Below are 26,769 nucleotides of genomic sequence, written 5' to 3'. Positions count from 1 at the left end.
GCTAATTGTGTAAACATCGTATTCAAATAAATGAATTGTGCCCAAAGTGTTGACAAAGTTAACACTTTGGAATATATTTGTTTAAAAAGAACGGAGATATACTATGGAAATTCAAGAAACAGGGAGAAAAATTAGTCACTTAAATAATATGTTCATTCATGAGTACACGACTTTTGGAAAAAAAATACACATTAATGTAGTCGACTACAATGTCTTTTTAACCATTCAAGAAAATCCTGGATGCAGTCAGCTATTTTTAGCTAACAAACGGAATGTTCAACGAAGCCTTTTAACCAGAACTATAAAAAAATATGTTGAAGTAGGTTTAATCGAACGACGTAGTAGTCAATACAATAAAAGTGCTTATGCTTTATTTTTAACTGAGTCTGGTGAAAAAGTTACTCAAAAAATAAGGCATAAGATTTTTAAAATTAATGAGAAGATATATAATTCATGCTCTCCTGATCAATATAGACAGCTAAATGAAGCATTAGACGCTATTATACGCAATTGGAATGGCTGATATTTAGGCATTGAAATTTTTTATCCTTAGTGGATGTATCTCAAATAAATGTGGGGTTTACATTCCCCATAGTGTTCACTTGGTGAACACTATGGGGATAATCATAAAAATTTAAATAAATATTCGGGGTGTTGGAAGAATGACAACAAAAGAAGTAAAAATTCCTTTGTTAATGGGAATAAGTTTATTTATGGAAATGCTTGATAGTACAATTGTTACAACTGCACTACCACAAATCAAGAAAGATTTACTCATACCTACATCTAATTCGTCATTAATTATAACTGTGTATATGATCACTGTTGCAATTTTTATACCATTGAGCGGATGGTTATCAAAAAAATATGGGAACAAAAATATTTGGTCGTCTGCTATTTTTATTTTTATTATTAGTTCATTAGGTAGTGGACTTTCCTCAAGTTTAATATTCATGTTAACAATGAGGGGGCTTCAGGGCTTTTCTGCCGCTCTTATAGTTCCAACAGCACGCTTGATTGTCTTAGAGAACACTCCTTCTAAAGATCTTCTTAAAATGATTAGCTATGTAATTTGGCCTGCATTAATTGCCCCTGCTATTGCCCCATTCATTGGGGGCATACTAACTACTTATTTATCTTGGCGTTGGATTTTTATGATTAATATTCCAATTGGCATAATTTTACTGATAATGGGGCATAAAGTTTTAGAAAAGGGCCTAGAACAATCCAAACAAATCATGCATTTCGATTGGCATGGATTCATTTCAGTTGCGTTAGCTAGCGCATCTCTTTTAATCTCGCTTGATACAATTGGAACTCAAAAATCATTAAACGAATTTTCTAGTATTTTATTGATTATATTTGTGACTAGTATCATCTTTACTGTACAACATTTAAAAAATACAGCTGAACCACTATTTAGTTTATCTTCATTGAGATTTGTTTCTTTTAAGGTTAGTCAGTTGGGGGGCAATATGATGTGGTTAACTGTTGGGGCGATTCCATATTTAAGCACATTATTTTTTCAAAATGTCTTTCACTGGTCGCCTTTAAAATCAGGAATATATATATTGTGCATTTTTATTGGCAATATTGGTATAAAACCGATTGCAAATAATATCATAAAAAGTATCGGGTTTAAAAATACAATTACTATTTCGCTAACTTTAATCATGATAACCACTGTATTAATAGGACTATTAAGCAAACACACTAACAGCATTTTTAGCGTTGTAATACTAATATCTTCAGGAATTGGAAGATCACTAGCATTAACTGCATACAATGGCATGAGCTTATTAGAAGTTCCCTTTGATGAGCGGAACAGTGCTAATACATTAAGTGCAGTAAGTCAAAATTTATGTCAGGGATTAGGAATTTCATTAATTACAATTGTGTTTTCTGTGACTAATCAATATACAACAATTCTGAGTTCATACAGAATATCATTTTTTGTGCTAGGAATATTAATTATTATCCCCTTAACTGAAATTTTTATGCAATCAGACAATATTGAGATTTCAAAAGGATAGTGTCATGATTATCGCTTACGAAAAAAATTTTGGCACTTCTAATTCTGATTAAAATGTTCTGTCTTATATGTCCTTATTTCTTATCCCGATTTAAAATTGAAGTGCAACACTAGTCAACTAGACCAATTGATCTAGCAAAAAAGGTCATGAAGAACTATTCTTATAAGCGACTAAACAAAGTAAGAAAGGAATCTTCATGACCCAATCTAAGAATACTACGCATACTCACTACCGACAACTACAACTTGACGAACGAGGCCAAATTGAAGCATTTCATATGCAAGGAATGTTCATTAGACAAATTGCGCAGTGCATTCATCGAAGTCCTAGTACCATTTCCAGAGTATATTCTACGCATAATCCCAAAAAATTACTTAAATTTACAATAGTGGAAAAAAAATTAATTTATTAAAGAAAAGAAGGAATACAGTCTTGAAAATTGGTTTCGCTGTAGCTAGCACTTTGAGTAATAAACATGATGTTTTACTCAAAATAATTAAACATGTTTCAAAAAAATATGGTCATACTGTTATTGATTTAAATGTTAAAGAAAACAAACTAGATTATATTGATATTGCTATTTTAGGCGGGACCGCTTTAAATAACGGTAAAATTGATTATTTTCTAACTGGATGCAGCTCAGGGTTAGGTATACAACTTGCTTGCAATGCTATTCCAAATGTAATTTGTGGATATGGGACAAGCACAATAGAAGCAAATCTATTTGCGAGAATCAATAAAGGGAACGCGTTCTCTTACCCTTTTGCCCTAAATTGGGGTTGGGCTTCAGAAGAAAAATATGAGAGTATCCTTGAGTCTTTGTTTAAGGGGTTTACACAATTACCTTATCCAGAAAGCGAAACAAGTAGAAAATTATTAGCAACTAACAAATTTAAACAACTTAAATCTATTTCGCAACTTTCATTTGAAGAATTTAAAAAAGCATACAAATATGAATAGTACACTTATAATTTTCTTATCAAACAATCTAAGATTAGTTCTGGTATTAATTTGTGAAAATCAATTAATAGCAGAATTTCTTGTTTAATACATTTGCTCTTATGATGATAATATAGACCATTTTTATAGTATACCTTTCAGGTATGATAATTATTGAGGAAGATTTTTTATGCCAAAAATATATTCAAAGGAATTTAGAGAATCAATTTTTGGGTTAGTGAAACAAGGTCATACACTTAAGTCTCTAGCTGAGGAATACAATGTCCTAGCCAATACTATTAACAGATGGATTAAACAAAATAAGGTTATCAATGTAAATGAACATTCACTCAGTAATGAATAGGAAATACCGTAAACCTTCTACTCACAACGATTACGCTCAACGTGGTAACTTAGTTCATAAAGATTGGCATGCCACATGATGTGCTGATATTACTTACATTTCACCGTTGGACCACTAAGGTGTCTATGATTAATGATTTTGTAATTTGATATAAAAATTATTTAAAGAAGATAGCAAGAGGGAATGAAAGAAATCTAAGCTACGTATATTATTTCTATTGTCTGGAAACTTTTGATAATTAACAAGGGTAATTGCTTTTATTAGCAATTTTTTACTATAATGACAGTGTATTATCGCTAGAGAAGAAAGGAGAAAAATTTTAATGTCATATCGTGTAGTTAATCCATATAATGGAGAATTAATCAAAGAATTTCCTGCAGCAACAGATGAAGAGGTTGAACAAGCTTTAACAGATGCAAATAATTTTTATAAACAGGCTAAGAAACAGCCAATTGAACAGCGAGCAGAGCAGCTGGCTGCCCTAGCTGATGAATTTACTAAAAGGGCTGATTACTATGCTAACTTTTTGACTGCTAACATGGGTAAATTGATTAGTGAAGCCCGAGGGGAAGTCAAAAAAACAGTTGCTTTTGCTCGTTACTATGTTGAGAATGGAGCAGCTGCTTTGGTAGATCAAGATTATACTGCCATGGCTGGCCGCAAAGCACATCTTGAATTCAGTTCGATTGGCGCAGTTGTTGCTGTTGAGCCTTGGAATTTTCCATATACTCAAGTTATGCGTGTTTTTGCACCCAATTTTATTCTTGGTAATCCGGTAATCCTCAAACATGCCAGCATTGTTCCAGAATGTGCACAGGCATTTGATGATGCTTGCAAAGCTGCAGGCCTACCAACAGGTGCATTTAAAAATATATTTGCGACTTATGATCAGGTCAACCAGATGATCGGTGATCCGCGAGTTCAAGGTGTGGCTTTGACTGGTTCAGAAAAAGCAGGCGAGCTGATAGCAGCTGAAGCCGGTCGTAATCTGAAGAAATCAACAATGGAGCTCGGTGGCACAGATGTTTGCATTGTCCTAAATGATGCTGATTTGAAAAAGGCTGTGGCCGGTGCAGTCAGTGGACGTTTACGTAATGCTGGACAAGCTTGTACTTCTGCTAAACGTTATCTGGTTCAAAGTGGAATCTATGATGAATTTTTAACAGCTATCAAAAAAGAATTTGCCAAGTATCAATCCGGTGATCCTTTGAATGAAAAAACAACGTTAGCTCCACTATCCTCAAAAAGTGCTCAGCAGAATCTGCAAAAACAAGTCAAGGCTGTTTTAGATGGCGGTGCAAAAGTTTTGTGGGGTGATCCAACGGCAGTTGAAGGTCCTGGAGCATTCTTTAAACCTTTGATTATTAGTGGAATGACATATGATAATCCAATGTATGATCACGAATTATTTGGACCAGTTGCTCAGCTTTATAAAGTTGACGATGAAAAGGGAATCGTTGAACTGGCAAACCATTCGAATTATGGCCTGGGTGGTGCGATTTATTCTGAGGATCTAGATAAAGCTCACAAATTAGCTTCAAAAATTGAAACTGGGCAAATCGCTGTTAATCAACCATTATCTTCATTACCGGAATTACCGTTTGGTGGTATTAAAAAGTCTGGTTATGGCCGCGAATTAAGCAACTTGGGAATCAGAGAATTTGCTAATATCAAAACAGTTTTGGGATAATGATTCAATATTTAATATGCTAGTCTTTGCAGGCCATTTTTGAATTTATTCTGGAAAGATGAAATCGTTTTTGAGTTACGAAGGCAAGAACGTCATCATCGCAGCACATGGTAACTCATTACGTGCTCTTACAAAATACATTGAAGACATCTCAGATGCAGACATCATGGGTGTTGAAATGGCAACATGTCAACTAGTTGTTTATGATTTGAATGACAAGTTGAACGTTGTTAAAAAAGAAAAACTTTAAGCTTAAATAGAGTGATAATAAATAAGGCCCAGTCCCTTTTAGAGGGAGCTGGACCTTATTTTTGTATGTTATTTTTTTGTTGTTTTTTATGCCATAAGCTAACTTGAGAATGTCAGTTTATGACAAATACTAAGATTGGGGTGGCAATTTTTTGACGAATATAGCTAAAGTTTAAAAGGAGTAAAATGAATGTAAAAGGCTACCCGAATGCCCCTGTTCTCCCTCCCTAATAATGGATTTTAGGTCATTATCATCACATGTGCCGATTCCCCGTGATGTAAGTTTAAATTTTTGCTTGCTATTCAAATATAATTAGTAAATGTTGATAGTTTATTAACTGACTAGATTTACCCTTTCTCTAATTAGTTGTCTAGCCGGCTAGCACATTTTTTGTGCACTTGCTTTTTATGGGATTATTGTGTGCTAAGTAATTGAGATACTACACTGTATCACGACCTGATCAGGTAGATGTTGTCGATACTGGAAGATGCAGAAATGAGATCTTGATAATGATAAATGAGAAGATAGTCTAAAAATAGCTATTGACCAATATTCGCAACTAAAGAAAAATTAGTTTTGCAGCTTCAATATATAGGATAATTAAAAATTATAAACACTATGTGTTGAAGAGCTAAATGCAAGTTAATTTAATAATTAAAACAAGAAGTGATGATGTTTTTGAACAAAAAAACAAACGAGAAGGAAATAAGAATGCTTCAGATATTCAGAATGAAAATGGATCGCGTTCAAAAATATTAAGCGAGTAATTTTCTTGTTTGAAAACAATTTTTTGTATCTTATTCATTAGATGATAAGTTGAACGTTATTAAGAAAAAAAGACTTTAAGCTTAATAGAGTATAAAAGATAATGGGGCTGCACCGTAAACTCTTTTGAAGGAGTTATGGCACAGTCCCAAGTAGTTAGCATAATTAAAAAACACTTATCAAACAGTAGAGTTAAACTTTTAGTAACTGTAACCCCTTTTCGGCAAGTGGTTTAACGACTATTTTGCGAATAATATAAGCTAAGAATAATGAGCGAGCCCAGACTATAAGTAATGAGCCCATTGAAATGTGAGAAATTTCTCCCCCAAGTATTATACCGAAACTACTCATACTCAAGCACATCAAAATAATCATGGAACAACTCCGAATTTTGGCACTTCGTCGCTCGATCTTAACTTGGGAAATCATCGACTTTGTAGCATGAGTAATCAAAAAATTAGTAATTTTGGAAGCGATGCATACATTATAGAAAAATGCAAATAAAATTGTTGGTCCCCACCAAATCCAAAAGCTAGTGAGTGTATTTGAAGTAAATCCGGTTGACATAAGATTGCCAGTTAAGCCCATAATAGTGCCCATGCCCGAACACATTTCGGCTGTAAAAAATAAACGCTGTTTTCGATTCATAAGTTCTTCTCCTTTAATGGTTGATAAGTCAACTAATACCAGAATAACCTATTTAGTTTATTTGTCAACTGAATTTGTTTATAATGACATTTAGGAATAGAGGTCTTTTACTTGAACGATATAAAAATAAATCAGCTTGGACGATACGTAGGTATTATTCAAAGGGCGTCCATGACAGCTTTGAATCATCGGTTAAATTTACCTGGCTTAACCGCCTCGAATGTTAATCTTTTACTTTTTGTAAATGAACATCAAAAAGTAACCGCTAAAACGGTGGCAACTCAACTCGCTATTAACAAAGGTCTAGTTAGTCGAGAATTTACGATTTTAACTAATAATGGGTATATTAAAAAGAGTATTAATGTAAATGATCGTAGGAATACTTGGATCGTTTTAACCGTCAAAGGACAAAATGCTTGTCATGAAATTAGCCAACTGTTGACAAGTTGGTGGCAAGAACAACTAAAAAAAGCAAATTGTCAAAACCAACAAGTTCTTTATTCAGAATTAAATAAACTAGCATCCAGTATTATTGGAACATCACTAAAACCTCAAGAAAAATGATAATATATTGTCAGGCAAATTATTCAACCCGTAGCTTTAGGAGTTGACGGAGAGCCTCTTGTTGGCAAATTAATGAGTTATGTTTGTGTTGAATTGGCGTCTGATATTAGATTAAGTGCAGGCTAGCCTGCTTGGCTTTCCACTAATTTGAGGCGAATTGGTCTGATGGAGAATTCATTTAAGCACGCAACAGGTGGCTGCAAATAGTTCGTTGAGGAAAGCAATTAAAAGATGAACTCTGTACTTCAGATATATTTAAAGTTACTTTAGTAACAATATAATCGGGGTTGAAATTAGGTTGCAGTCTTTTTTGTTCCTATGATGATAATATATTTTGTGTGATGTGTAGATTTTATTAATGATTTAGATTAAATTTGTAGTCGCATAATATTATACTACCTATCTTTGATAATCTAAAAAATACATAGTTAATAACACATTTGCGTTATTGATTATTCATTAATATTACTTTAATATTAACGTGAGCCAGTGAGCATTCAAACTTTGTTACTCAATTCAAATCTATCAAGGTCTGGGTGAATACTATGGTTAAGCGGGAAAGACTAAAAACAACTCTTTGTTTATATTTGAATTATCTTGTGCATGGGATGGCAATTGTCATTTTAGCGCAAAATATGTTGGCATTAGAAAATCAATGGGGTGTGGATACTGCAGGTGTGGCATATGTTATTTCATCTCTTGGAATAGGGCGTTTATTGGTTTTATCTGTTTCTGGTTTTTTATCGGATCATTTTGGGCGCAAAATTTTTGTTGAATTAGGCGTGCTGACATACATTCCTTTTTTTATTGGTATTATATGCAGTGGCAATATAACACAAGCCTATTTTTTTGGTGTGTTAGCTGGGATGGCTAATTCCTTTCTAGATTCAGGAACATATCCTGCTTTAATGGAATTGTATCCAAAGGCTCAGTCAACTGCTAATATTGTTATTAAAGCCTTTGCATCAATAGGGGAACTATTATTACCTATTTTAGTTGGGGTATTGGAAAAAAATTTTTTATGGTACGGATGGTCGTTTGTTGTGTGTACATTGATTTTGATATGGAACTTTCTTTTTTTATTAAAGCGAAAGTTCCCTGTAGGAACCTCTACAAAATCATCTTCGACAATCGCGGTTCCTAGAGTAGAAGCAAAGGGAAAAAAGACGCAGCGAATATTTCTAGGGATAGTTTTAACTATTTACGGCTATATTTCCATGGCAACCTTTTATTTAGTCAGTCAGTGGATGACTAAATATGGTGAGGATATTGTGCATCTGGATTTGATGCATGCACGAATGCTTGTCAGTATTTATAGTGCTGGTTCCATTATTGGAGTAATTGTGAATGCAATGTTGGTAAATCGTATGGTAAAACAAACATGGCTGATATGTGGGTATACTACGATTTCATTCGTTATTTTGCTCCTGATGGCTGCATACCCAAGTGCCCAGATTATGACTTGGGGTTCATTTATAATTGGTTTTACGGCAGCTGGTGGAGTTATGCAGATTGGATTAACAGTTATGAGTTCATTGTTTCCGTTGCATAAAGGAGTTGTTACTGGAATCTATTATACTGCTGGCGGTGTTGCTTCCTTTACAATCCCTTTAATTACTGGAATTATTTCTCGAACAAACGTTCATAATATTATGTGGCTTGATGTCTGCATTGCTGCAATGGGGCTGGTCTGTAGTCTAATAATAGTTGCGATGAAAAAATATTTATAATTAGTGAGTATTAGTAGATTAAGAATAATTAAAAAAGCTGAGTGATTCAGTGGGGAACATTTTGAGAAATACTGATGGATTATGAAGAAAACAGTTCTGATTGCGAGTGATTTTTAGCTAACAAATAAATTGGCGATTGAAACACGTTAATTTATATAATACAGAGTTAAAAAAGGTCTGAGGTAAAATTATATTTTGACTCAGACCTTTTCTTTGTTTAAATATAAAATTTTGATTTTCCGAATGGATTAATTCTAGACGCTTTAAATTAAAAAGCAGAGCTATTGTTAAATCATTTTATTTTGTGATGTAAAGTTTTTGAAACAGTACTCAGTAATAAAGTTTTGCATTTTTGATGCGGAGGGTGTTAAAAAATAATTGTTTTTTAACACCAGATATAATTGATGCTTTGCGGCAGACTCATTGATGTGAAGCATTTTGATTGAATCGTAGTTTGAAAGCAACAAACGAGGCACTAGAGCAATACCCAAACTCTGTCTGACAAATCCAATGATCGTGTGGTCTTCTTCGATTTCAAATAGTATTTTGGGCTTTAAACCATGTTTTTTAAATAAAGAATCAATTAAGGGTCTTAGGCCACTTTGTTTTGAAAAATAAATAAGGGGATATTGCGCAAGATCTTCAATATTAATATTTTTATAGCGAGCCAATGGATGATCGGCAGGAACAGCTAGAACAATTTCCTGCTGAATGAGTGGGCGGAAATCAAAGATATCAGTTGTATTCAAGGCTCCAACATGGTTGCTAAAAGAAGAAAAAACAAAATCGCATTTTTCTTCCAACAGTGCAGTTAAGAGTTGTTGCGTGTTTCCTTGAATGAAGTTAAATGATATTTTACGATTTGCTTTTTCCTTTTGAAAAGCTCTAATGATTTCTGGAACTAGGCTTTGCCCAGGAGTATACGTAAAGCCAAGATTAACGGTACCTTCACTAACATTCAAAAGACGTTGAAGAAGAGCATTTCCACGATCAATTTCGTCTAATCCTTTTTGAACAAATTGAAGATATATTTTTCCAAGATGTGTCAATTTAATGTTGCGGCCATTTTTTTTAAATAAAGGAAATCCGAGTTCTTTTTCCAAACTGTCAATTGCATAACTAAGAGAAGGCTGGGATATTCCAAGCTTTTCAGCAGTTTTTGACATGTGCTGTGTGTGTGCTAGATCTCTAAAGAATTCTAAGTGACGTAAATTCAAATATAACACCTCCTTATTAATCATAGATAAATTCTATTGATTAATCAAGAAATATTTATTTATTCTATATAAGTAAGCGTTTATCATTATATGTGAATTGAGTAACAAAAAATAGTTTTTTTGTTAAAGGAGAGGATTTTTTATGACAGAGCGTATTGATGGACACACAATTTTAATTGGGCTGATGGCCTATCCTATTAGGCATTCAATGTCACCCATGATGCATAATAATGCTTTTGCAAAATTAGGTTTAAACTATGCATATCTTGCTTTTGATATCACAAATGACAAACTGAGTGATGCTGTTAAGGCAATTCGAACACTTGATATGCGTGGATCGAATGTGTCCATGCCGAATAAGCAGAAAATAATTCCTTATTTAGATAAGCTTGATCCGGCTGCAAAGTTATGCGGTGCAGTCAATACTATAGTTAATGATGATGGGATTTTAACAGGTTACACAACAGATGGAACGGGATTTATGAAATCGCTTGAAGATGAGAACCTTGACATTCGAGGTAAAAAAATGACTTTGAGCGGCGCTGGCGGTGCGGGAACTGCAATTGCAGTTCAAGCAGCATTGGACGGTGTGGCTGAAATATCTATTTTCAATGCAAAAGATAAATTCTGGGATAATGCTGAACGAAATGTTGATATTATAAACAAAAAGACAAATTGCAAGGCTACACTGCATACTTTAGAAGATCGGGAAGACTTTAGATCAGAAATTGCTGATAGTACGATTTACTGCGATTCAACTGGTGTAGGAATGAAACCTTTGGAAGATGAAACACTTGTGATCGATCCAGGCTGGTTCCGAAAAGACATTATTGTGTATGATACAGTATATGCCCCGAGAACTACTAAATTGATGAAAGTTGCACAAAAAGCGGGTGTTACACATGTGTTTAATGGTCTTGGGATGGTACTTGAGCAAGGTGCAGAAGCTTTCAAACTTTGGACCGGTAAAAGTATGCCTGTTGAATACATTAGAGAATTACTTTTTAAAGAAGATAAATAAGAGGAGCTACAGAGATGAAAAATAAATATATGCCCACTGCGTTCAGTTTGTATTTAAATTATTTTGTGCACGGTTTCGGAGTTATTATACTAGCACAGAATATGAATTTCTTGGCTAAGCAGTGGGGTACTACTACAGCAGGAGTCGCGATAGTTATTTCCTCACTGGGGATTGGCCGGTTGATAGTTCTCTTTGCTTCAGGAGCCATGTCTGATCGATTTGGACGTAAACCTTTTGTGCTGCTTGGCATTGCAACATATTTGCTATTTTTTGCTGGAATTATATTAAGTAAGAGTGTAGCTATAGCATATATTTTTGGCGTTTTGGCCGGAATTGCTAATTCATTTCTTGATTCTGGAACTTATCCAGCATTGATGGAAATGTTTCCTGATTCTAAAGGAACTGCCAATGTCATTATTAAAGCTTTTATTTCAGGTGGACAATTCATTTTACCTCTGCTGATTAGTTTTTTAATTTCTAGTGACCTTTGGTTTGGCTGGACATTTATCCTATGTATCGTAATTCTGGGTATAAATGGCATTTTTATGCTTATGGCTGGCAAATTTCCACAAGTGTCTGAAATTAAAAAAGAGGGAAAAAGCGAGAAAAAAAAGATCATCTCCGACATAAAAGCAAATTTTTGGTTTGATGGAACGTTGTTTATTCTGTACGGATATATTTCGCAAGCTACTTTTTATTTAGTTAGTCAGTGGCTCAGCGAATATGGCGAAAAAGCTGCGGGGATGAGCGCAACGGGTGCTCATGCACTAATCAGTTACTATAGTATTGGTTCGCTAGTATGTGTTTTTGTAACAGCAGCGTTAGCTCGGCGTACAGTTAAGGAAATCAGCTTTTTGAGTGTTTACACATTGATTTCCTTTCTATCACTGCTAGTGATGTATCTTTTTCCAAATCCGGTAATTTGTTCCGTAATGTCATTTGTTGTTGGTTTCTCTGCAGCTGGCGGGGTAATGCAATTGGGACTGACCGTTATGGCAGATTTCTTTCCCAATGGTAAGGGAACAATTACAGGAGCTTTTTACACAGCAGGTTCAATTGCATCGTTTACTATTCCGTTATTTACGAGCATGATGGCTTCAAATATGGGCAATATTATTTTATTTGATGTTTTTATCTCTTTGGCTGGATTTATAATCACCACGTTGATCACGTTACGATATCGCCGGCTCTTCAGGAAAAAATAGATTAAGACGTGTCCAAACATGAAAACAGTTCAGATAAAAAAACTTATTTTAGGAAGCGGTAGACCTAAAGTTGCAGTACCAATTACCGAAAAATCGATGAAAGAAATTGCGGAACAAGCTCAGACGATTGCTCAGCAAAAACCAGATATGGTCGAATAGCGAATTGATTTTTTTAAAGACATTATGTGTTATGGATAAATCTAAATTGCAAGCTGGAACACAAAAACTACGTAAAATTCTGAATGAAACAGCACTGCTGGTTACTTTTAGGACATAGGTATCAGTCCCAGATCAAATTGAGCTAGCACATTTAAGACAAGAACTTGAGGACTTAAAATTAAGCTAAAAGAAAGAGAGAAGAGAAGACTATGCTAAAGTATTCACGCCTTTTTAAACCAATTACTATTAATGGTATGACACTGAAAAACAGAGTTATTATGCCCCCCATGGGTACTAATTTCGCTAATTATGACGGAACTATTACGGACGAACATATCAAGTATTATGAGCAACGTGCCAAGGGCGGGACCGCATTGATTACTTTGGAAAACGTTTGTTTTGATTATCCCATGGGCACTAACGGGACTACACAGTTACGGATGGATAATGATCAGTATCTGCCGGGGTTGTGGAAGTTCAACGAAAAAATGCATTCTTTTGGTGCGTGCACTTCTGTCCAAATAAATCATGCTGGGGCATCTGCTACTGGTTTGCGTTTAGATGGTCTGCAACCCGTTTCTGCGTCAGATGTTGCCTCTAAAAAGGGCATGACTTGTCCGCGGCCTTTGAAGGTTGAAGAGATCAAGCTGATTGTGAACAAGTATGAGGAGGCTGCTTCACGGGCTAAACGGGCTGGTTTTGATTGTGTGGAAATACATGCTGGTCATAGCTATCTGTTAGATCAGTTCTTATCTCCACATTACAATCATCGAAAAGATGAGTATGGTGGATCGCCAGAAAATCGTGCACGTTTTGCAAGAGAAGTTTTAATTGCTGTCAGAAAAGCAGTGGGCTCACGGTTTCCGATTTCAGTGCGATTTAGTGCTGAAGAATTTATCAATGATGGCAACTCATTAAAAGATACATTAAACTTGTTGGAATACTTCAATCAAGAAGCTGATATTTTAAACGTATCTGCTGCTGTTAATGACAACTTACAGTATCAGATCGATAAGATGAACCTGCCTGACGGTTGGCGTTCATTTATGGCGAAAGCTGTCAAAGAAAAGTTCCATAAAGTAACAGTTACCTCTGGAAATTTTCGCTCACCCAAAATTGCAGAACAAGTTTTGGAAAATGGTGATGCAGACTTGATTGCAATGGGACGAGGTTTGATAGCTGAGCCAAATTGGGTCAATAAGGTTCAGTTTGGGCAAGAAAAATTACTGCGCAAGTGTATTTCATGTAATATTGGATGTGCTGATCATCGAATTGCTAAGGGGCTTCCAATTCGTTGTACAGTCAATCCAGATGTAATTAATGAAGATGAATATAAAAAAGATAAGCTTAAAAACCCAATAAAGATCGTAGTTATTGGTGGCGGGACTACTGCACTTGAGGCTGCTTGCTCGGCTGCAGAAATCGGAGCTAAAGTTGTTTTATATGAAAAGAAAAACTTTTTAGGTGGATTGGCACATGAAATAGCTCGTCTCCCAGATAAAAAAAGAATTGATGACTATGTTGTGTATCTGGTTCATCGGGCAAAGAAATTGGAAAATCTTGAAATTCACTTGAACGAGAAAGCAACACTAGATAAGATCGAAAGCCAAGAACCTGATATGATCATTAATGCATCTGGAGCCCATCCTTTTCTACCACCTATTAGCGGATTAAAAGAAACTCAGAGCAAAAAAGAGCGGCATGTATTTGATATTTTCGATCTTCTAGAAAATATGGATGCATTTGAAAAAAATAATGAAGATATTTTAGTTATTGGCGGCGGAGCAGTGGGATTAGATGTCATGGAATATTTTACAGAACATCGTCAAAGCCGAGTTACGATGGTTGAAATGATGCCTGAGATAGGTAAAGATCTGGATCTGATAACTAAATTAGGGATGAAAGAGTTATTGAAAAAATACAATGTTAAGCAATATGTAGAAACTAAACTTGAATCCATATCTGATGAATCTGCTGAGGTGTCTCAAAATGGTGAAAAATTAAAAATAAAATTTGACAAAGCTTTTGTGTGCTTGGGAATGAGGAGCTACTCACCTTTGATGAACCATGATTTAAATGAATATGCTGAAAAATTGGGTATCAGTTTAGTTAACATTGGAGACTCAAAGCGTGCACGCAGAATTTATGAAGGAACACAAGAAGCACGGCGTATTCTTAATGAAGTTCATTTGCTCGATGCAAGAAAAAATCTTGTGAAGAATTAGCAAAATTTTGATAGATGTAGTGAAGTTAATTTTTTTCAACATGGACAACTGAATGTGAATGACAAGTTGAACGTTGTTAAAAAAACTTTAAAGTCAACAGATAGGCTATATTAGGCCCAGTTTTCACTATGTGGAAGCTGGGTCTTTTTATGCGTTTTTTTGCTGAATATATAAACGTTTTGGAAAAATATAAGATTGAATAGGATTTATCGTCCTTTACCCGGATTTTTTTATTTTTACATTGACATTCGTAATTAAAGTAAAAAGGTACGCTCAGAATCCTTGTAAAGCAACAGCAACGCAATAACTTTTACGCAAGTTGGGAGAACTATTCACTCATTAAAATGCTGGAATCGCCGAAGGGGGTAGAAAAATTGCAGTTGAAGTACAACTGTAAATGTATATTTCATTCATTGGAGCATAAAAAAATGCATGCCAGTGAAATTAAAATGAAGATTACTTTTTATTTGAAAATTAGTGAAGTTGAAGTCTCGGATTTGTTTTTTAGAGTTGTTGCAGCAATGCTTATTAATATAATATAAAGTTGGAGATCATTGTTATGTGGAGTAGCAGACGATACTGCTGGAAGTTGATTTTGATCTTGTGAAAAAGTAATTCAATAATTTAAAATGCATAAAAATTATTAATTACCAAAAAATATTGCATATTTATAAATATTGATGTAAGGTATTAAATGGTTAATTATTGAGAATCTGTTTGGGGAATGGAGAGGGTTAAAATGAAAAAATTCATAAAATTTTTGATGCTGTTACTGGGTTTTGCAACTTTTTGGAGCTTGAGTACTTTACACGTTCAGGCTGCAGACAATTCATTAGAGAAAATAAAACAAAGCGGTAAAATAGTAGTTGCTACCAGTCCGGATTATCCGCCTTATGAGTTTCAAGTTAATAAGCATGGTGAAAATAGGATAGCTGGGATGGATATTGATGTTGCTAAGCAAATCGCCAAAGATTTACACGTGAAACTAGTTGTTAAAAGTATGAAATTTGATTCGCTTCTAGTTGCAATTGAAACGGGTAAAGCTGATATGGCGATCGGCGGAATTAACCCAACTAATGAAAGACGTCAAAGTGTTGATTTCTCAGATATTTATTATTTAGGTGGGCAATCTTTTCTGATTAATAAGTCGGATAGTTCAAAGTTTCCAAATCAGAAGTCTCTTCAAGGAAAATTGGTTGGGGCTCAAACGGGTTCATTGCAATATAATTTAGCCAAAGCCAATCTAGCTAATACTACTGTTAAAGGTATGGACAAGACCCCAGATTTGATACTAGCATTGAAGATTCACAAACTTGAAGCAGTTGGCGTAGAGAAGCCGGTTGCTAAAGCATATGCTTCTAATGATAACGGTTTGGCGATTGTGCCGGCTACATATAAACTTGATAAAAATCAAGTAGGTGCAGCAGTTGCATTTAAAAAGAATTCTTTTGCACTTGAAGCAGCTGTTAATAAATCAATTAAAAAAATAAAAAAAGGCAACAAAATTGATGGATATTTGAAAAATGCGGGTAAGGATATGAAGCTTAACACAGTCAATACTTCAATGTGGAATTATTCAGACTATTTTGCTAAAGGGGTAAAATATACCTTATTTATTTCAATTGTTTCTTCGATTTTTGGTGTCCTGTTGGGGATTACTTTAGCATTGATGAGATTTACTAAGATGAAGCTGTTTCATGCGATTTCGCTTTGCTATGTCGAATTTGTACGAGGAACACCATTGATGGTGCAAGTAATGTTTGTTTATTTTGGGATTGGTTCGATAATCAATATTTCAGCGTTATTATCAGGTATTATTGCGATCTCATTAAATAGTGGAGCATATGTTGCTGAGATTATTCGAGGAGGGATTGATTCAGTTGCTGTGGGTCAATACGAAGCTGCAGCAAGTCTAGGATTGTCTCGTCGTGATCGAATGAGGTTTGTGGTTCTTCCGCAAGCATTTAAGAATATTTGGCCAGCTTTGGGAAATGAATTCATTTCTTTAGTAAAAGAAAGTTCAATTGTTTCAATCATTGGGGTTACTGACTTGATTTATCAATCTAACTTGGTGCGTGCAAATACCTATCGTGGAATAATGCCAATTTTTGTTACAATGCTTCTGTATTTTGTAATTACCTTTATTCTGACTAGAATTCTGAATCACTATGAGAAAAAAATACGTTCCCGTGAATAAAAAAGTTGTCAAAATAAAAGATCTAAGCAAACAGTTTGATAAAATGAGGCCATTAAAATCATTAGGAGTAGTGTTAAACCTGGAAAAGTGAGTTGTATTGGAGTTTAGATGCCAAGGTGAACGTTGTTAGTAAAGAAATATTTTAAGGGCAAATGGAATAAAACAAATAAAGTTCAGCATCCTTTGAGGGGGGCTGAACTTTATTTGTTAGATGTTACCTGTTCATAATTACTGTGATTTAAGGAGAGATTAAAGGTACTTTGAAAGCCTCATTTCTGAGGAAAGCAATTTAATTATGCATAGCATTTCTGAAGGAGAGCATTCAATAAAACTGAGAGGGTATATGTGTGCATATCAATAAATAAAAAATAATTTATTAATTTTTGAAAGAATATCAACGATAAACTTTCAAAAAATAAAATTTGAAGGGATTATGTTTTTGATATAAATCTTTTTAAATTAATGTTATAAAAAGTAACATGCAAATTAAAAAGTGGTATACTTGACTAAAGATATTACAAATTGATTAGTAATATCTTGGGGCATTCTCATTCGGAGGGAGATCTTTTTTATGAAAGAAAAAAACACAACCAATCAAGATGGTACAATACGAGCGTTAAGTAACCGTCATGTTCAAATGATTGCTATTGGAGGCACGATTGGAACTGGGCTGTTCTTAGGAGCAGGAAGTACTATTTCAAAAACAGGTCCCTCAGTTATGTTAGTTTATTTGGCCTTAGGATTGTTTTTCTTCTTTATGATGAGAGCAATCGGTGAAATGTTTTATTCTGATCCATCCCAGCATACTTTTGTTTCATTTATTTCGCGTTATCTGGGACCGGCCGTTGGTCACTTCACAGGCTGGACTTACTGGATAGGTTTAGTCTTTGTTTGTATGGCTGAGTTAACAGCAACGGCAACTTATGTGAAATTCTGGTTTCCAAATATACCTTCGTGGATAGTCGAACTGATATTTTTAGGTGTATTAGCGGGCGTTAACTTAATTGCGGCACGGCTGTTCGGAGAAGCGGAATTTTGGTTCGCTATGATTAAAATCATTGCTATTATTGCTCTAATTGTGACAGGTGTTTTTATGATGTTCAGTCATTCTGCGACTCCATTAGGTCACGCTTCTGTTGGAAATATTTTTCATAATTATACCTTATTCCCACACGGCGCTTTTAACTTCATTTCTGCTTTCCCAATGGTCTTTTTCGCCTTTCAAGGAATTGAATTTGTCAGTATCACAATCGGTGAGGCTAAAAACCCACATGTTATTATTAAAAAAGCTGTTAACGAAACCTTATTGCGAATCCTCTTGTTTTACATAGGGGCGTTAATTGTTATTATGGGTATTATTCCATGGACATCATTATCTGCAGACAGCAGTCCGTTTGTTCAGGTGTTTAAGTTGGCTGGCTTCCCTGCAGCAGCAGCGGTTATCAACTTTGTGGTTTTGACTTCAGCTGCATCATCACTTAATAGCTGTATCTTTTCTGCCGGACGTCATTTCTATCAACTTGCAACCGAAGTTCCTAAGGATAGTTTTATGGCTAGAAATTTTGCCAAAATTTCAAAAAGCGGTGTTCCGGCACCAGCGATTCTGCTCTCTGCGGCCTTAGTTTTAATTACACCAATTATGAGTTTAACTAGTGCGACTACGTCTATTTTTACAATAGTAACAGGTGTTTCTAGTGATATGTATATTATTGTCTATACTTTAGCAATGCTAGCACATCGCAAGTACAGAGAATCAAACGATTATTTACCGAATGGTTTTAAAATGCCTGGGTACAGATTTACCAGTCCTTTAACAATCGCTTTCTTCTTAGTTATTTTTATAAGTTTATTCTTTATCCCTGAAGATATTATCGGTGCAATTGGTGCGATTATTTGGACGGTCGGTTTTGGAGGAGTAATGTACTTCCATGAGAAAACAGCTGTTTCGCATGAACAAGCTGAGTAAAAAATTTGAACTTTCTATCGGACGCCTATAATTTTTAAGTGTTTAATAAAGAATGATTTTAGAGGACTTTTGTTAAAATATTTGCTGCTGATTCATTTAAAATAGGTAATTTTCACTATAATTGGATGGAGAGTGAGCTGTTTATGTTACTAAGAAAACCACAAATGTTATCAGCGCATCGACCAACGGCCGCTCACATCAGTTTAGAAGCAATCTACCATAATGTTCATAAAGAAATTGAAACAATTGATTCAGATACAAAAGTGTTTGCTGTTGTTAAGGCAAATGCATACGGATATGGGATGCTTGAAGTTGCTCATGTTTGTTTAAAAGCAGGTGTACAGGGTTTTTGTGTTGCTACTTTGGATGAAGCTTTAATATTGCGCAACAATGGAATTGCAGCCCCTGTGCTTGTACTGGGAATTGTTGATGCTAGATGGGCAGCATTGGCTAGTTCTTTGGATATTTCGTTGGCTGTTGGAGATATTGAATGGCTTAAAATGGCAGAGCCTTATTTAGAGGCCGAAAAATTAAAAATTCATTTAGCACTAGACACAGGTATGGGACGGATAGGTTTTCAAAGTCCAGCGGAATTTAAGAATGCAGAGAATTATATTAGATTGCATACTAAAAAGTTTGATTTCTCTGGTGTTTTTACACATTTTGCTACCGCTGATGGTTTAAAACAAACGTATTTTGATGAACAGTGTAAAAGATGGCATCAGTTTATGCAGGTTCTGACTTTACATCCCAAATATATTCATGTGTCAAATACTGCAACTTCGTTGTTTCATGCAGAATGTAATGGCAATATGATTCGTTTGGGTATGGGAATTTATGGCTTAGATCCATCAGACGGAGAATTAGAGCTTCCCTATACACTAGAGCCTGCCTTAAGATTAACGACTAAGCTTTCATTTGTTAAATATCTGAGTGCCGGCAAATCTATTAGTTATGGAGCTACTTATACTGCCAAAAAAGATGAGTGGATCGGAACACTTCCCATTGGATATGCCGATGGATATCCACGTTGTCTGCAGGGATTTCACGTTTTGATAGATAATCAATTCTGTGAAATTGTTGGCAGAATCTGTATGGATCAATTCATGGTCAGGTTGCCTCACAAATATGATGTTAATACTCCAGTTGTACTTATTGGAAGTGATGGGGACAAGAAGATTACAGTCCAAGCTATTGCAAAATATGCTAAGACAGCTCAATGTGAGGTTGTAACTAGGTTAGGTCCACGTGTTCCGAGAATATACGAGGAGAGTTCAGAGTTCTTGTAGCGATGCGAGACTCTAAGAAGTTGTCCTTAACCGTAAACTAGGTTTCGCATTGAAATATGTTAATTTATACAATGTGAGGTTAAAAATAAGAGGGCTGGTTTAAAACTTATGTTTTGAATCAGCTTTTTTGTGTCGTCTCTACTTGGCAAATAAAAGTTTGAACAGTAAGGAAACCGGTCAGCTGATCAAAAAGTAAAAAGCTATTAGAGCTAAATGTTCTCAAAAATGACTTGCTCAATAGACAAGTCTCATAGACTGGTCAAGCATCAGGTTTTGAGAGAATTTATTGTTTTAAGAGGTGGGGACAAAACAATAAATAAGCATTAGGGAGTTTTACGCTAGAATTGTTTGATTCCAATTTTTAAATATATATTATTTGATTAAACACTGATGTAGCAGGCATCGGTGTTTTTTATTTTTTGAGCAAGGGAGGATAAAAATTTTCGTAAAAAAATAACGGCAATGCCACGCGAAATGGCGGTTAGGTGTGGCTATTATAAATTTAGGATGCAGGTTAAAAAGGGGGTATAAGAATTTGGATAAATATAACGGGGTTTATCAAGAATTAGCTGAACTGGTTGGTGAGAAAGACGCAAAATTGATATGGAAATCTTTTGCAGGTATGAAAATTAATTTTCCAATGCGTTTCATTTCAAGGGAATATGTAAAGAGTATGGTGGAAACGGATATTCATAAAAAAACAATCGGTCAACTCGTTCATGAGACTGGCTACAGTGAACGTAGTATACGAAGAATGATAGAAGAAATCAGGCATAAAAACGATATAGTCGAGCAAGGAGATGATCTTTAATGAAAACGTTGGTTCTGATGCTCCTGCTCTTTATATTAGTGTTGGCGGCAGCTATAATTTATTTTATGTTTTTTAGAACAAAAATCATAAAAAAACGTTTAGCAAAAAAGCTCTTTAGGCGCTTAAACAATTTGTCTGATGATGAACTTAGACAGATAAGTGTTTCTGATGAGAACTCAGATGAAAAGAAAATAGCGCAAAAGATAATTCTAGAAAGGCAGCGTTATTTAGTTTCTGAAGTTGAACGTTTCTATTTAGACAGAACACGGTATAAAAAGTGAGAGGTACCATGGTTTGAATGTAGCAGATCGAAAAGAATGCAAAAATTGAACGCCATTGACAACTAGATGATGTTGTTTTTAGCGAAAACATTTTTTTAACAAATGCACGAACTTTTTTCATAGGCAATATTACCGCATTTGCTGGAAATATAATATACATGGTTAAGTTTTATTCAGCTATAAGTATATAAAATGAAAGAGATCTATTCTGAATATTTTGAGCAGAATAGGTCTCTTTGAGTGTTTGAAGTAACTTTCTTAAATAGGTGAGTCTCTATTTTCGGTAAAAAAATTTTGATATTAAATAACTATAGATAGAAAAATAAATGGTCTAAATGAACTTTTATTAAAAAAACCTCATTTAAATTACAATATGTGTGATAATATTAAAAATGTCTAATAATAATCCTGGATGGAGTGATATTGAGAAATGAAAGTAGAAGAATTAAAAAACAAGATCAAAAAAAATATGCCAATTTATCAAGAATCCTTAGCTAAAATCATTAGGATTCCAAGCATTAAAGGAGAACCAGCAAAAGGCGCACCGTTCGGCAAACAACCACGAGAAGCATTGCAGCAAGCATTAGTGATTGCTCACAAATTAGGTCTCAAAACCAAACAGTTGGATGATCAAGTAGGTTGGGCTGAGTTGACTGGGAAAAATGATAATTATGTTGCGGCATTGGGGCATTTAGATGTGGTAGCTGCTCCAAAGCAAGGTTGGAAGACTTCACCCTTTGACTTAACTATAAAAAAAGATTACATGTATGGCCGAGGGGTTCTGGACAACAAAGGACCGATTATGGGAGCGCTATTTGCTTTGGCACTCTTGAAAGAGGATGGGTTTAGACCTGAACAAAGTATTCGAATTATTTTTGGGACAGATGAAGAGTCTGGAAGTTCGGATATGAAAACCTATAATCTAGTTGAAGATCCTCCATTAGCAGGTTTTACCCCAGATGGAAAATATCCAGTCGTTTACGCTGAAAGAGGGATGCTTCGGATGTCCTTGATTGCGGATATTAGTGATAGCAGCGATAAAGTATTGTCAAAAATTGAAGGAGCGTTTTCCCCAAGCTATATTCCAGACAAGGTTATTGTTAAGTTTCTATCGGGGGAAGTAAAAACGTATCTCGGGGAGAAATCACCTAGTAATGCACCCGATCTCGGGAAGAATGCTCTGCTAGAGATGGCACGAGATCAGCGAAACTTACCCGGACAATTGGGAGCAATCATGGAGTGGCTGTACAGAGCAACTAAAGATTCAAAAGGAAAAGGATTGAAGATTGCTTTTACAGGAGAAAAGTCAGGGGAGTTGCAATGCAGTGTTTACGGAATTGCTCTCGCTGACAAACAACTAAAAATTAATTTCTCTATTCGCTATCCAATTGAATTAACTAAAGAGAAGCTATTAAAACAACTAAAAACACAATTGCCAAATAATGGTCGGCTAACGATCAATCAGGAATTTGCGCCACTTTACTACAATCCAGAAGCACCAGGGATCAAAGTTATGCAACAAATTTATGAGAATGTCACGGGATTGGAGGGAACTCCCGTGACAACTACAGGCATCACATATGCGCGTTTCCTTCCCAACATAGTTGCCTTCGGTCCTTCTTTCCCAGGACAGCGAGGAATTGCACATAAGGAAAATGAATGGTTGAAGGTTTCAGATTGGGAAAAGATAATTGCTATCGAATACCTGACTTTGAAAAAGTTAGCTGAAAGGGAATACAAACTTTAAAATTAAAAAAAGATTACAAATAGCCTAAAAATCAATTGCATCTTTTCTAATTTTATTTTAATATATTAAAAGTAAATTAAAATAATTTTTTTAGGGGGATGAACATTAATGCTATCAAAAAAAACATTGGGAACACTACTAGGGACTTTGGTGGTTTGTACAGGGTTACTGGCGGCTTGCGGAAATAAGCAGACGCAAACAAAAAATTCTTTAAACTTAGCAGTGAGTAGTGATCTGCAAACGATGGATCCGGCTCATGCGTCTGATACAACCAGTATGCAATTGCTGGAAAATACAGGTGAGGGCTTTTTGCAATTAGGAAAAGACAGTAAGATTGAGAAAGAATTGGCAACTAAAATTACAACTTCTAAGGACGGGTTAGCATATACATTCACATTACGTAAAAACGCGAAGTGGAGTAATGGTAAGCCGTTAACAGCAAAAGATTTTGTTTATGGATGGCAAAGAACGATCAATCCAAAAACAGCTTCAGAGTATGCGTATCTTTATTCTGGAATTAAAAATGCCGATGCAATCATGAATGGCAAAAAGAATTATAAAGAGCTAGGTATTAAATCACTGGGCAAATATAAAGTTCGGGTAACATTAGAACACAGAATTTCTTATTTTAAATTATTAATGGCAATGCCTGTGTTCTATCCTCAGAACCAGCAAGCCGTTGAAAAATATAATTCTAAATATGGTACTAGTGCAGCAAAGACGATTTCAAATGGTCCATTTGTTTTGAAAGGCTGGAAAGGGACGAATGGCAATTGGAAGTTAGTTAAAAATAGTAAATATTGGGATAAGAAGTCAGTTCATCTATCCTCGATTAATTTCAGGGTAGTAAAATCACCATCAACTGGGTTAAACCTTTTCCAAACAGGCAAACTAGATCAAACTCAATTGTTGGGAAGCCAAGTAGCAAATGAAAAGAAATCGAAAAATTATGTTTTGAATAAATCAGCGACATCTATCTATCTTCAATTTAACTTAAAAAATCCAACAGATAGTAGTTTAAAAGCGGCATTTAATAACCCTAACATCCGCAAAGCACTTTCTTTGGCTTTGGATCGTAACCAACTGACTAAGAAGGTTTTAAGTGATGGGTCACTTCCTGCTAAGGGATTTGTAACGGCAGATCTGGCTAAAAATCCTAAAACGGGCCAAGACTTTGCAGCTCAAGCGTATGTTAAGAAAAGTGTTGCATACAACAGTACACAGGCAAAACAATATTGGGAAAAGGGTCTCAAACAACTTGGTGTATCTAAGCTGAAAATTGGTCTTTTGAGTGATGATGATGATACTTCAAAACAAACAGCAGAGTTTATTCAAAGTAAGTGGGAAAGTCTGTTGCCAGAACTTTCAGTTGATGTTCAAAACATTCCCAAGACAGTTAGACTTGATCGGTCAGAAAAAGGAAACTTTGATATTGTTATTTCGGGATGGGGAGCAGATTTTTCTGATCCGATTACATTCTTGAATCTTTATCAAGCTGGAAATTCAGGCGATGTTGGCGGATATGATAATTCGGTTTATAATAAGCTAATCGATGAGATCAATAATAATCCATCAAATAATGAATTAATACGTTGGAACAATATGGTTAAAGCAGAAAAAATATTAATGAATGATCAGGTAACCATTCCACTCTATCAAAAATCAAATTCATTTTTACAGAACGAAAAGATTAAAAATATGATTGTAAATACAGCTGGACCTGCTCACAATTACAAAGGGGTATACCTTAAATAATTAGCTACTGGAGGACCGCAAATTGAACTTTTTATCGATAGACATTGGAGGAACGAATCTTAAATATGCACTGATTAATGAATTTGGTCAAATCATCATTAAGGGGACCAATGCAACTAATACACAAGATGAGACCCAATTTTTAGAATCATTGTATAAAATTATTGATTTGCACGGTCAAGACATTCAGGGTGTGGGCTTTAGCTTGCCAGGAGTTGTTGATCCTTTATCCAAGCAGCTGCGTTCTTCAGCTCGTTTGGCTTTTCTAGAAAAAAGCGAGTTTTTCAATGAGCTGCAAGTCAAGTACAAGATGCCAGTTACGATCGAAAACGATAGTAACTGTGCTGCTCTGGCCGAAAAATGGCAAGGAAGTATTTCGGACGAAGATAATGCGGCGATGATGGTTTTGGGGACAGGAATTGGCTCGTCAATTTTTCTCAACGGACAATTAATTCGGGGAAATCATTTTGCTGCAAGCGAGCCTAGTTTTATGATTGTTGATAAGAGCGCAACAGGAGTTAAACAGACGGCGGCATTATTATCGGCTGTCGGTATGATCGAAGATATTGGAACACACTTGAAACTGCCTAATGTAACAGATGGCAGGCGGGTCTTTTCTGAGATTATGGCAGGTGAAGAGTATGCGTTCAAAGCTTTTGCCGATTTTTGCGATCAGGTTGCACTTTTAATTTATAACATCCAAAGTATTCTTGATTTGGACAAGTTCGCAATAGGCGGCGGAATAAGCAGTCAGCCGCTTTTGATAAAGCAATTGCGCGAGTCATTTGAAAAATGGCATAAAATAACAGTCTTATCTGAAAGGACAATTACGATCCCTAAGATAGTTAGTGCGCATTTTTACAATGATGCCAACTTAGTTGGAGCAATTGTACCACTGCTGAAATTAATTAATACTGATAAAAGTCGCAAAAGCGGTTCACGGTAATAAGGAGAACTTAATATGTGGGGAATGATAGCAACTTGGAGTATGTCGTTAGATGGTATTACAGCTGCCAGTCAGGCATTGGATCATAATAGCACAGCTGCTGATACAGTTGTGTCGGCTGTTAAACAAGTTGAAGATTTTCCATTCTACAAATCGGTTGGTTATGGCGGTCTTCCAAATGAAGAAAGTGAAGTTGAATTAGATGCTGCTTATATGGAGGGTGACACTTTAGCAATTGGTGCAGTAGGTGGAATCAAAGATTTTGCTAACCCAGTGATGATCGCTCAAAGATTAGCCCAAGAAAAAGTAAATAATTTTCTTGTCGGTGCCGGAGCGGAAAAATTTGCAAGTATTCATGGGTTTCAAAGGAAAAATATGTTGACTCAACGGGCAAAAAAACTTTATGAGCAAAGAGCAAAACAACTTTCGGAGAAGCTCAGTCCTTATTCTGGTCATGATACGGTCGGGATGGTTTGTCTCGATAAAATGGGATCAATGTCTTCAGCAACTTCAACTAGTGGGCTTTTTATGAAAAAGGCTGGACGTATAGGAGATTCACCAATTCCAGGGTCAGGATTTTATGTAGACAGCCAGGTTGGCGGTGCAACTGCTACTGGATTAGGTGAAGATATTATGAAAGGGTGCTTGTCTTATGAGATTGTTCGTCTGATGAAGGAAGGCAAGTCTCCGCAGAAAGCCTGCGATCAAGCTGTTTTCCAGCTTGACGAGCAGTTAAGAGAGCGTCATGCAGAGGCAGGTGATCTTTCGGTAGTCGCTATGGATAAGAATGGTCAGTGGGGATGCGCAACTAATATTAACGATTTTTCCTTTGTCGTAGCAACTGCTGAGAGTCCCGAAGCGACAGTTTATGTCGCAAATGCGCATGCTGATCAAACAAAGATTGAAGCGGCTTCAGAACAGTGGCTCGAAAATTATTTTGCAAAACGCGGTGCATCAGGTAAGTGAT

Annotated in this window: 23 protein-coding genes and 2 pseudogenes; 23 read left to right on the top strand and 2 right to left on the bottom strand. The window is 35.5% G+C overall.

Features of this window, described 5'->3' with window-relative positions; translation table 11 throughout:
- The first annotated feature begins 103 nt into the window (after nt 1-103).
- The 8 genes and pseudogenes from FC19_RS09165 (at nt 104) to FC19_RS11920 (ending at nt 6,043) form a co-directional block, all read left to right on the top strand.
- Nucleotides 104-523, top strand: a complete 420-nt coding sequence (locus FC19_RS09165) for a MarR family winged helix-turn-helix transcriptional regulator (protein WP_057876671.1) — start codon at nt 104-106, stop codon at nt 521-523.
- A 139-nt stretch (nt 524-662) separates the two neighbouring features.
- Nucleotides 663-2,033 carry an MFS transporter gene (locus tag FC19_RS09160; RefSeq protein ID WP_057876670.1) on the top strand — a complete coding sequence of 457 codons (1,371 nt, stop codon included), beginning with the start codon at nt 663-665 and terminating at the stop codon, nt 2,031-2,033.
- A 196-nt stretch (nt 2,034-2,229) separates the two neighbouring features.
- A pseudogene (locus tag FC19_RS11925) lies at nt 2,230-2,376 on the top strand (helix-turn-helix domain-containing protein); the annotation flags it as partial.
- 89 nt (nt 2,377-2,465) lie between these two features.
- The gene (locus FC19_RS09150; protein ID WP_057876668.1) at nt 2,466-2,993 is read left to right on the top strand and encodes an RpiB/LacA/LacB family sugar-phosphate isomerase; all 528 of its coding nucleotides are present in this window, start codon (nt 2,466-2,468) and stop codon (nt 2,991-2,993) included.
- A gap of 169 nt (nt 2,994-3,162) precedes the next feature.
- Nucleotides 3,163-3,336: a transposase gene (locus tag FC19_RS11525; RefSeq protein ID WP_057876667.1), complete on the top strand. Its 174-nt coding sequence runs from the start codon at nt 3,163-3,165 to the stop codon at nt 3,334-3,336.
- A gap of 322 nt (nt 3,337-3,658) precedes the next feature.
- The gene (locus FC19_RS09140; RefSeq protein WP_057876666.1) at nt 3,659-5,026 is read left to right on the top strand and encodes an NAD-dependent succinate-semialdehyde dehydrogenase; all 1,368 of its coding nucleotides are present in this window, start codon (nt 3,659-3,661) and stop codon (nt 5,024-5,026) included.
- 48 nt (nt 5,027-5,074) lie between these two features.
- Nucleotides 5,075-5,276 (top strand): annotated as a pseudogene (gene gpmA / locus FC19_RS09135) (2,3-diphosphoglycerate-dependent phosphoglycerate mutase); the annotation flags it as partial.
- 635 nt (nt 5,277-5,911) lie between these two features.
- A complete protein-coding gene (locus FC19_RS11920; RefSeq protein WP_268872819.1) occupies nt 5,912-6,043 on the top strand; it encodes a hypothetical protein in 132 nt (43 codons plus the stop codon).
- A gap of 190 nt (nt 6,044-6,233) precedes the next feature.
- Here the strand turns inward: FC19_RS11920 and FC19_RS09130 are convergent, their stop codons facing one another.
- Entirely contained in the window at nt 6,234-6,689 is a 456-nt protein-coding gene (locus FC19_RS09130) for a hypothetical protein (RefSeq protein WP_057876664.1), read from the bottom strand.
- A 111-nt stretch (nt 6,690-6,800) separates the two neighbouring features.
- Here FC19_RS09130 and FC19_RS09125 point away from each other — a divergent pair, with 111 nt between their 5' ends.
- Nucleotides 6,801-7,253 carry a MarR family winged helix-turn-helix transcriptional regulator gene (locus FC19_RS09125; RefSeq protein ID WP_057876663.1) on the top strand — a complete coding sequence of 151 codons (453 nt, stop codon included), beginning with the start codon at nt 6,801-6,803 and terminating at the stop codon, nt 7,251-7,253.
- Between the two features lie 545 nt (nt 7,254-7,798).
- Nucleotides 7,799-8,983 carry an MFS transporter gene (locus tag FC19_RS09120; RefSeq protein WP_057876662.1) on the top strand — a complete coding sequence of 395 codons (1,185 nt, stop codon included), beginning with the start codon at nt 7,799-7,801 and terminating at the stop codon, nt 8,981-8,983.
- A 287-nt stretch (nt 8,984-9,270) separates the two neighbouring features.
- Here the strand turns inward: FC19_RS09120 and FC19_RS09115 are convergent, their stop codons facing one another.
- Entirely contained in the window at nt 9,271-10,209 is a 939-nt protein-coding gene (locus tag FC19_RS09115) for a LysR family transcriptional regulator (RefSeq protein WP_235809361.1), read from the bottom strand.
- Nucleotides 10,210-10,342: 133 nt separating this feature from the next.
- Here FC19_RS09115 and FC19_RS09110 point away from each other — a divergent pair, with 133 nt between their 5' ends.
- From FC19_RS09110 to FC19_RS09055, 13 genes are all read left to right on the top strand, one after another.
- Nucleotides 10,343-11,221, top strand: a complete 879-nt coding sequence (locus FC19_RS09110) for a shikimate dehydrogenase (RefSeq protein WP_057876660.1) — start codon at nt 10,343-10,345, stop codon at nt 11,219-11,221.
- Between the two features lie 14 nt (nt 11,222-11,235).
- On the top strand, nt 11,236-12,426 hold the full coding sequence (locus tag FC19_RS09105; RefSeq protein ID WP_057876659.1) for an MFS transporter: 1,191 nt from the start codon (nt 11,236-11,238) through the stop codon (nt 12,424-12,426).
- 18 nt (nt 12,427-12,444) lie between these two features.
- Nucleotides 12,445-12,585, top strand: coding sequence for a hypothetical protein (locus FC19_RS11520; RefSeq protein WP_157061300.1), 141 nt, complete (start codon nt 12,445-12,447; stop codon nt 12,583-12,585).
- A 209-nt stretch (nt 12,586-12,794) separates the two neighbouring features.
- Nucleotides 12,795-14,810 (top strand): oxidoreductase, encoded by a 2,016-nt coding sequence (locus FC19_RS09100; RefSeq protein WP_057876658.1) that lies wholly within the window; start codon nt 12,795-12,797, stop codon nt 14,808-14,810.
- A 739-nt stretch (nt 14,811-15,549) separates the two neighbouring features.
- A complete protein-coding gene (locus FC19_RS09095; protein ID WP_057876657.1) occupies nt 15,550-17,007 on the top strand; it encodes an ABC transporter substrate-binding protein/permease in 1,458 nt (485 codons plus the stop codon).
- Between the two features lie 571 nt (nt 17,008-17,578).
- Nucleotides 17,579-18,973 carry an amino acid permease gene (locus tag FC19_RS09090; protein WP_057876656.1) on the top strand — a complete coding sequence of 465 codons (1,395 nt, stop codon included), beginning with the start codon at nt 17,579-17,581 and terminating at the stop codon, nt 18,971-18,973.
- A 143-nt stretch (nt 18,974-19,116) separates the two neighbouring features.
- On the top strand, nt 19,117-20,262 hold the full coding sequence (gene alr / locus FC19_RS09085; protein WP_420805504.1) for an alanine racemase: 1,146 nt from the start codon (nt 19,117-19,119) through the stop codon (nt 20,260-20,262).
- A 535-nt stretch (nt 20,263-20,797) separates the two neighbouring features.
- Nucleotides 20,798-21,073: a hypothetical protein gene (locus FC19_RS09080; protein ID WP_057876655.1), complete on the top strand. Its 276-nt coding sequence runs from the start codon at nt 20,798-20,800 to the stop codon at nt 21,071-21,073.
- Nucleotides 21,073-21,354 carry a hypothetical protein gene (locus FC19_RS09075; protein ID WP_057876654.1) on the top strand — a complete coding sequence of 94 codons (282 nt, stop codon included), beginning with the start codon at nt 21,073-21,075 and terminating at the stop codon, nt 21,352-21,354. Before FC19_RS09080 ends, FC19_RS09075 begins: the two co-directional genes overlap by 1 nt.
- A gap of 430 nt (nt 21,355-21,784) precedes the next feature.
- Complete coding sequence (locus FC19_RS09070; RefSeq protein ID WP_057876653.1) at nt 21,785-23,101, top strand: Sapep family Mn(2+)-dependent dipeptidase; 1,317 nt, start codon at nt 21,785-21,787, stop codon at nt 23,099-23,101.
- A gap of 108 nt (nt 23,102-23,209) precedes the next feature.
- Entirely contained in the window at nt 23,210-24,856 is a 1,647-nt protein-coding gene (locus tag FC19_RS09065) for a peptide ABC transporter substrate-binding protein (protein ID WP_057876652.1), read from the top strand.
- A 22-nt stretch (nt 24,857-24,878) separates the two neighbouring features.
- Nucleotides 24,879-25,802 carry an ROK family protein gene (locus FC19_RS09060; RefSeq protein ID WP_057876651.1) on the top strand — a complete coding sequence of 308 codons (924 nt, stop codon included), beginning with the start codon at nt 24,879-24,881 and terminating at the stop codon, nt 25,800-25,802.
- Nucleotides 25,803-25,817: 15 nt separating this feature from the next.
- The gene (locus FC19_RS09055; RefSeq protein WP_057876650.1) at nt 25,818-26,768 is read left to right on the top strand and encodes a glycosylasparaginase; all 951 of its coding nucleotides are present in this window, start codon (nt 25,818-25,820) and stop codon (nt 26,766-26,768) included.
- Nucleotide 26,769: the final 1 nt, after the last annotated feature.

It is taken from the genome of Liquorilactobacillus aquaticus DSM 21051, assembly GCF_001436755.1.
Classification (GTDB): domain Bacteria; phylum Bacillota; class Bacilli; order Lactobacillales; family Lactobacillaceae; genus Liquorilactobacillus; species Liquorilactobacillus aquaticus.
This window is presented reverse-complemented; position numbering and strand designations above follow the sequence as displayed.

Coding starts and splice junctions, on each gene's coding strand:
- FC19_RS09165 (WP_057876671.1), top strand. CDS start 104: ATGGAAATTCAAGAAACAGGGAGAAAAATTAGTCACTTAAATAATATG.
- FC19_RS09160 (WP_057876670.1), top strand. CDS start 663: ATGACAACAAAAGAAGTAAAAATTCCTTTGTTAATGGGAATAAGTTTA.
- FC19_RS11525 (WP_057876667.1), top strand. CDS start 3,163: ATGCCAAAAATATATTCAAAGGAATTTAGAGAATCAATTTTTGGGTTA.
- FC19_RS09140 (WP_057876666.1), top strand. CDS start 3,659: ATGTCATATCGTGTAGTTAATCCATATAATGGAGAATTAATCAAAGAA.
- FC19_RS11920 (WP_268872819.1), top strand. CDS start 5,912: ATGCAAGTTAATTTAATAATTAAAACAAGAAGTGATGATGTTTTTGAA.
- FC19_RS09130 (WP_057876664.1), bottom strand. CDS start 6,689: ATGAATCGAAAACAGCGTTTATTTTTTACAGCCGAAATGTGTTCGGGC.
- FC19_RS09120 (WP_057876662.1), top strand. CDS start 7,799: ATGGTTAAGCGGGAAAGACTAAAAACAACTCTTTGTTTATATTTGAAT.
- FC19_RS09110 (WP_057876660.1), top strand. CDS start 10,343: ATGACAGAGCGTATTGATGGACACACAATTTTAATTGGGCTGATGGCC.
- FC19_RS09105 (WP_057876659.1), top strand. CDS start 11,236: ATGAAAAATAAATATATGCCCACTGCGTTCAGTTTGTATTTAAATTAT.
- FC19_RS11520 (WP_157061300.1), top strand. CDS start 12,445: ATGAAAACAGTTCAGATAAAAAAACTTATTTTAGGAAGCGGTAGACCT.
- FC19_RS09100 (WP_057876658.1), top strand. CDS start 12,795: ATGCTAAAGTATTCACGCCTTTTTAAACCAATTACTATTAATGGTATG.
- FC19_RS09095 (WP_057876657.1), top strand. CDS start 15,550: ATGAAAAAATTCATAAAATTTTTGATGCTGTTACTGGGTTTTGCAACT.
- FC19_RS09090 (WP_057876656.1), top strand. CDS start 17,579: ATGAAAGAAAAAAACACAACCAATCAAGATGGTACAATACGAGCGTTA.
- alr (WP_420805504.1), top strand. CDS start 19,117: ATGTTACTAAGAAAACCACAAATGTTATCAGCGCATCGACCAACGGCC.
- FC19_RS09075 (WP_057876654.1), top strand. CDS start 21,073: ATGAAAACGTTGGTTCTGATGCTCCTGCTCTTTATATTAGTGTTGGCG.
- FC19_RS09070 (WP_057876653.1), top strand. CDS start 21,785: ATGAAAGTAGAAGAATTAAAAAACAAGATCAAAAAAAATATGCCAATT.
- FC19_RS09065 (WP_057876652.1), top strand. CDS start 23,210: ATGCTATCAAAAAAAACATTGGGAACACTACTAGGGACTTTGGTGGTT.
- FC19_RS09055 (WP_057876650.1), top strand. CDS start 25,818: ATGTGGGGAATGATAGCAACTTGGAGTATGTCGTTAGATGGTATTACA.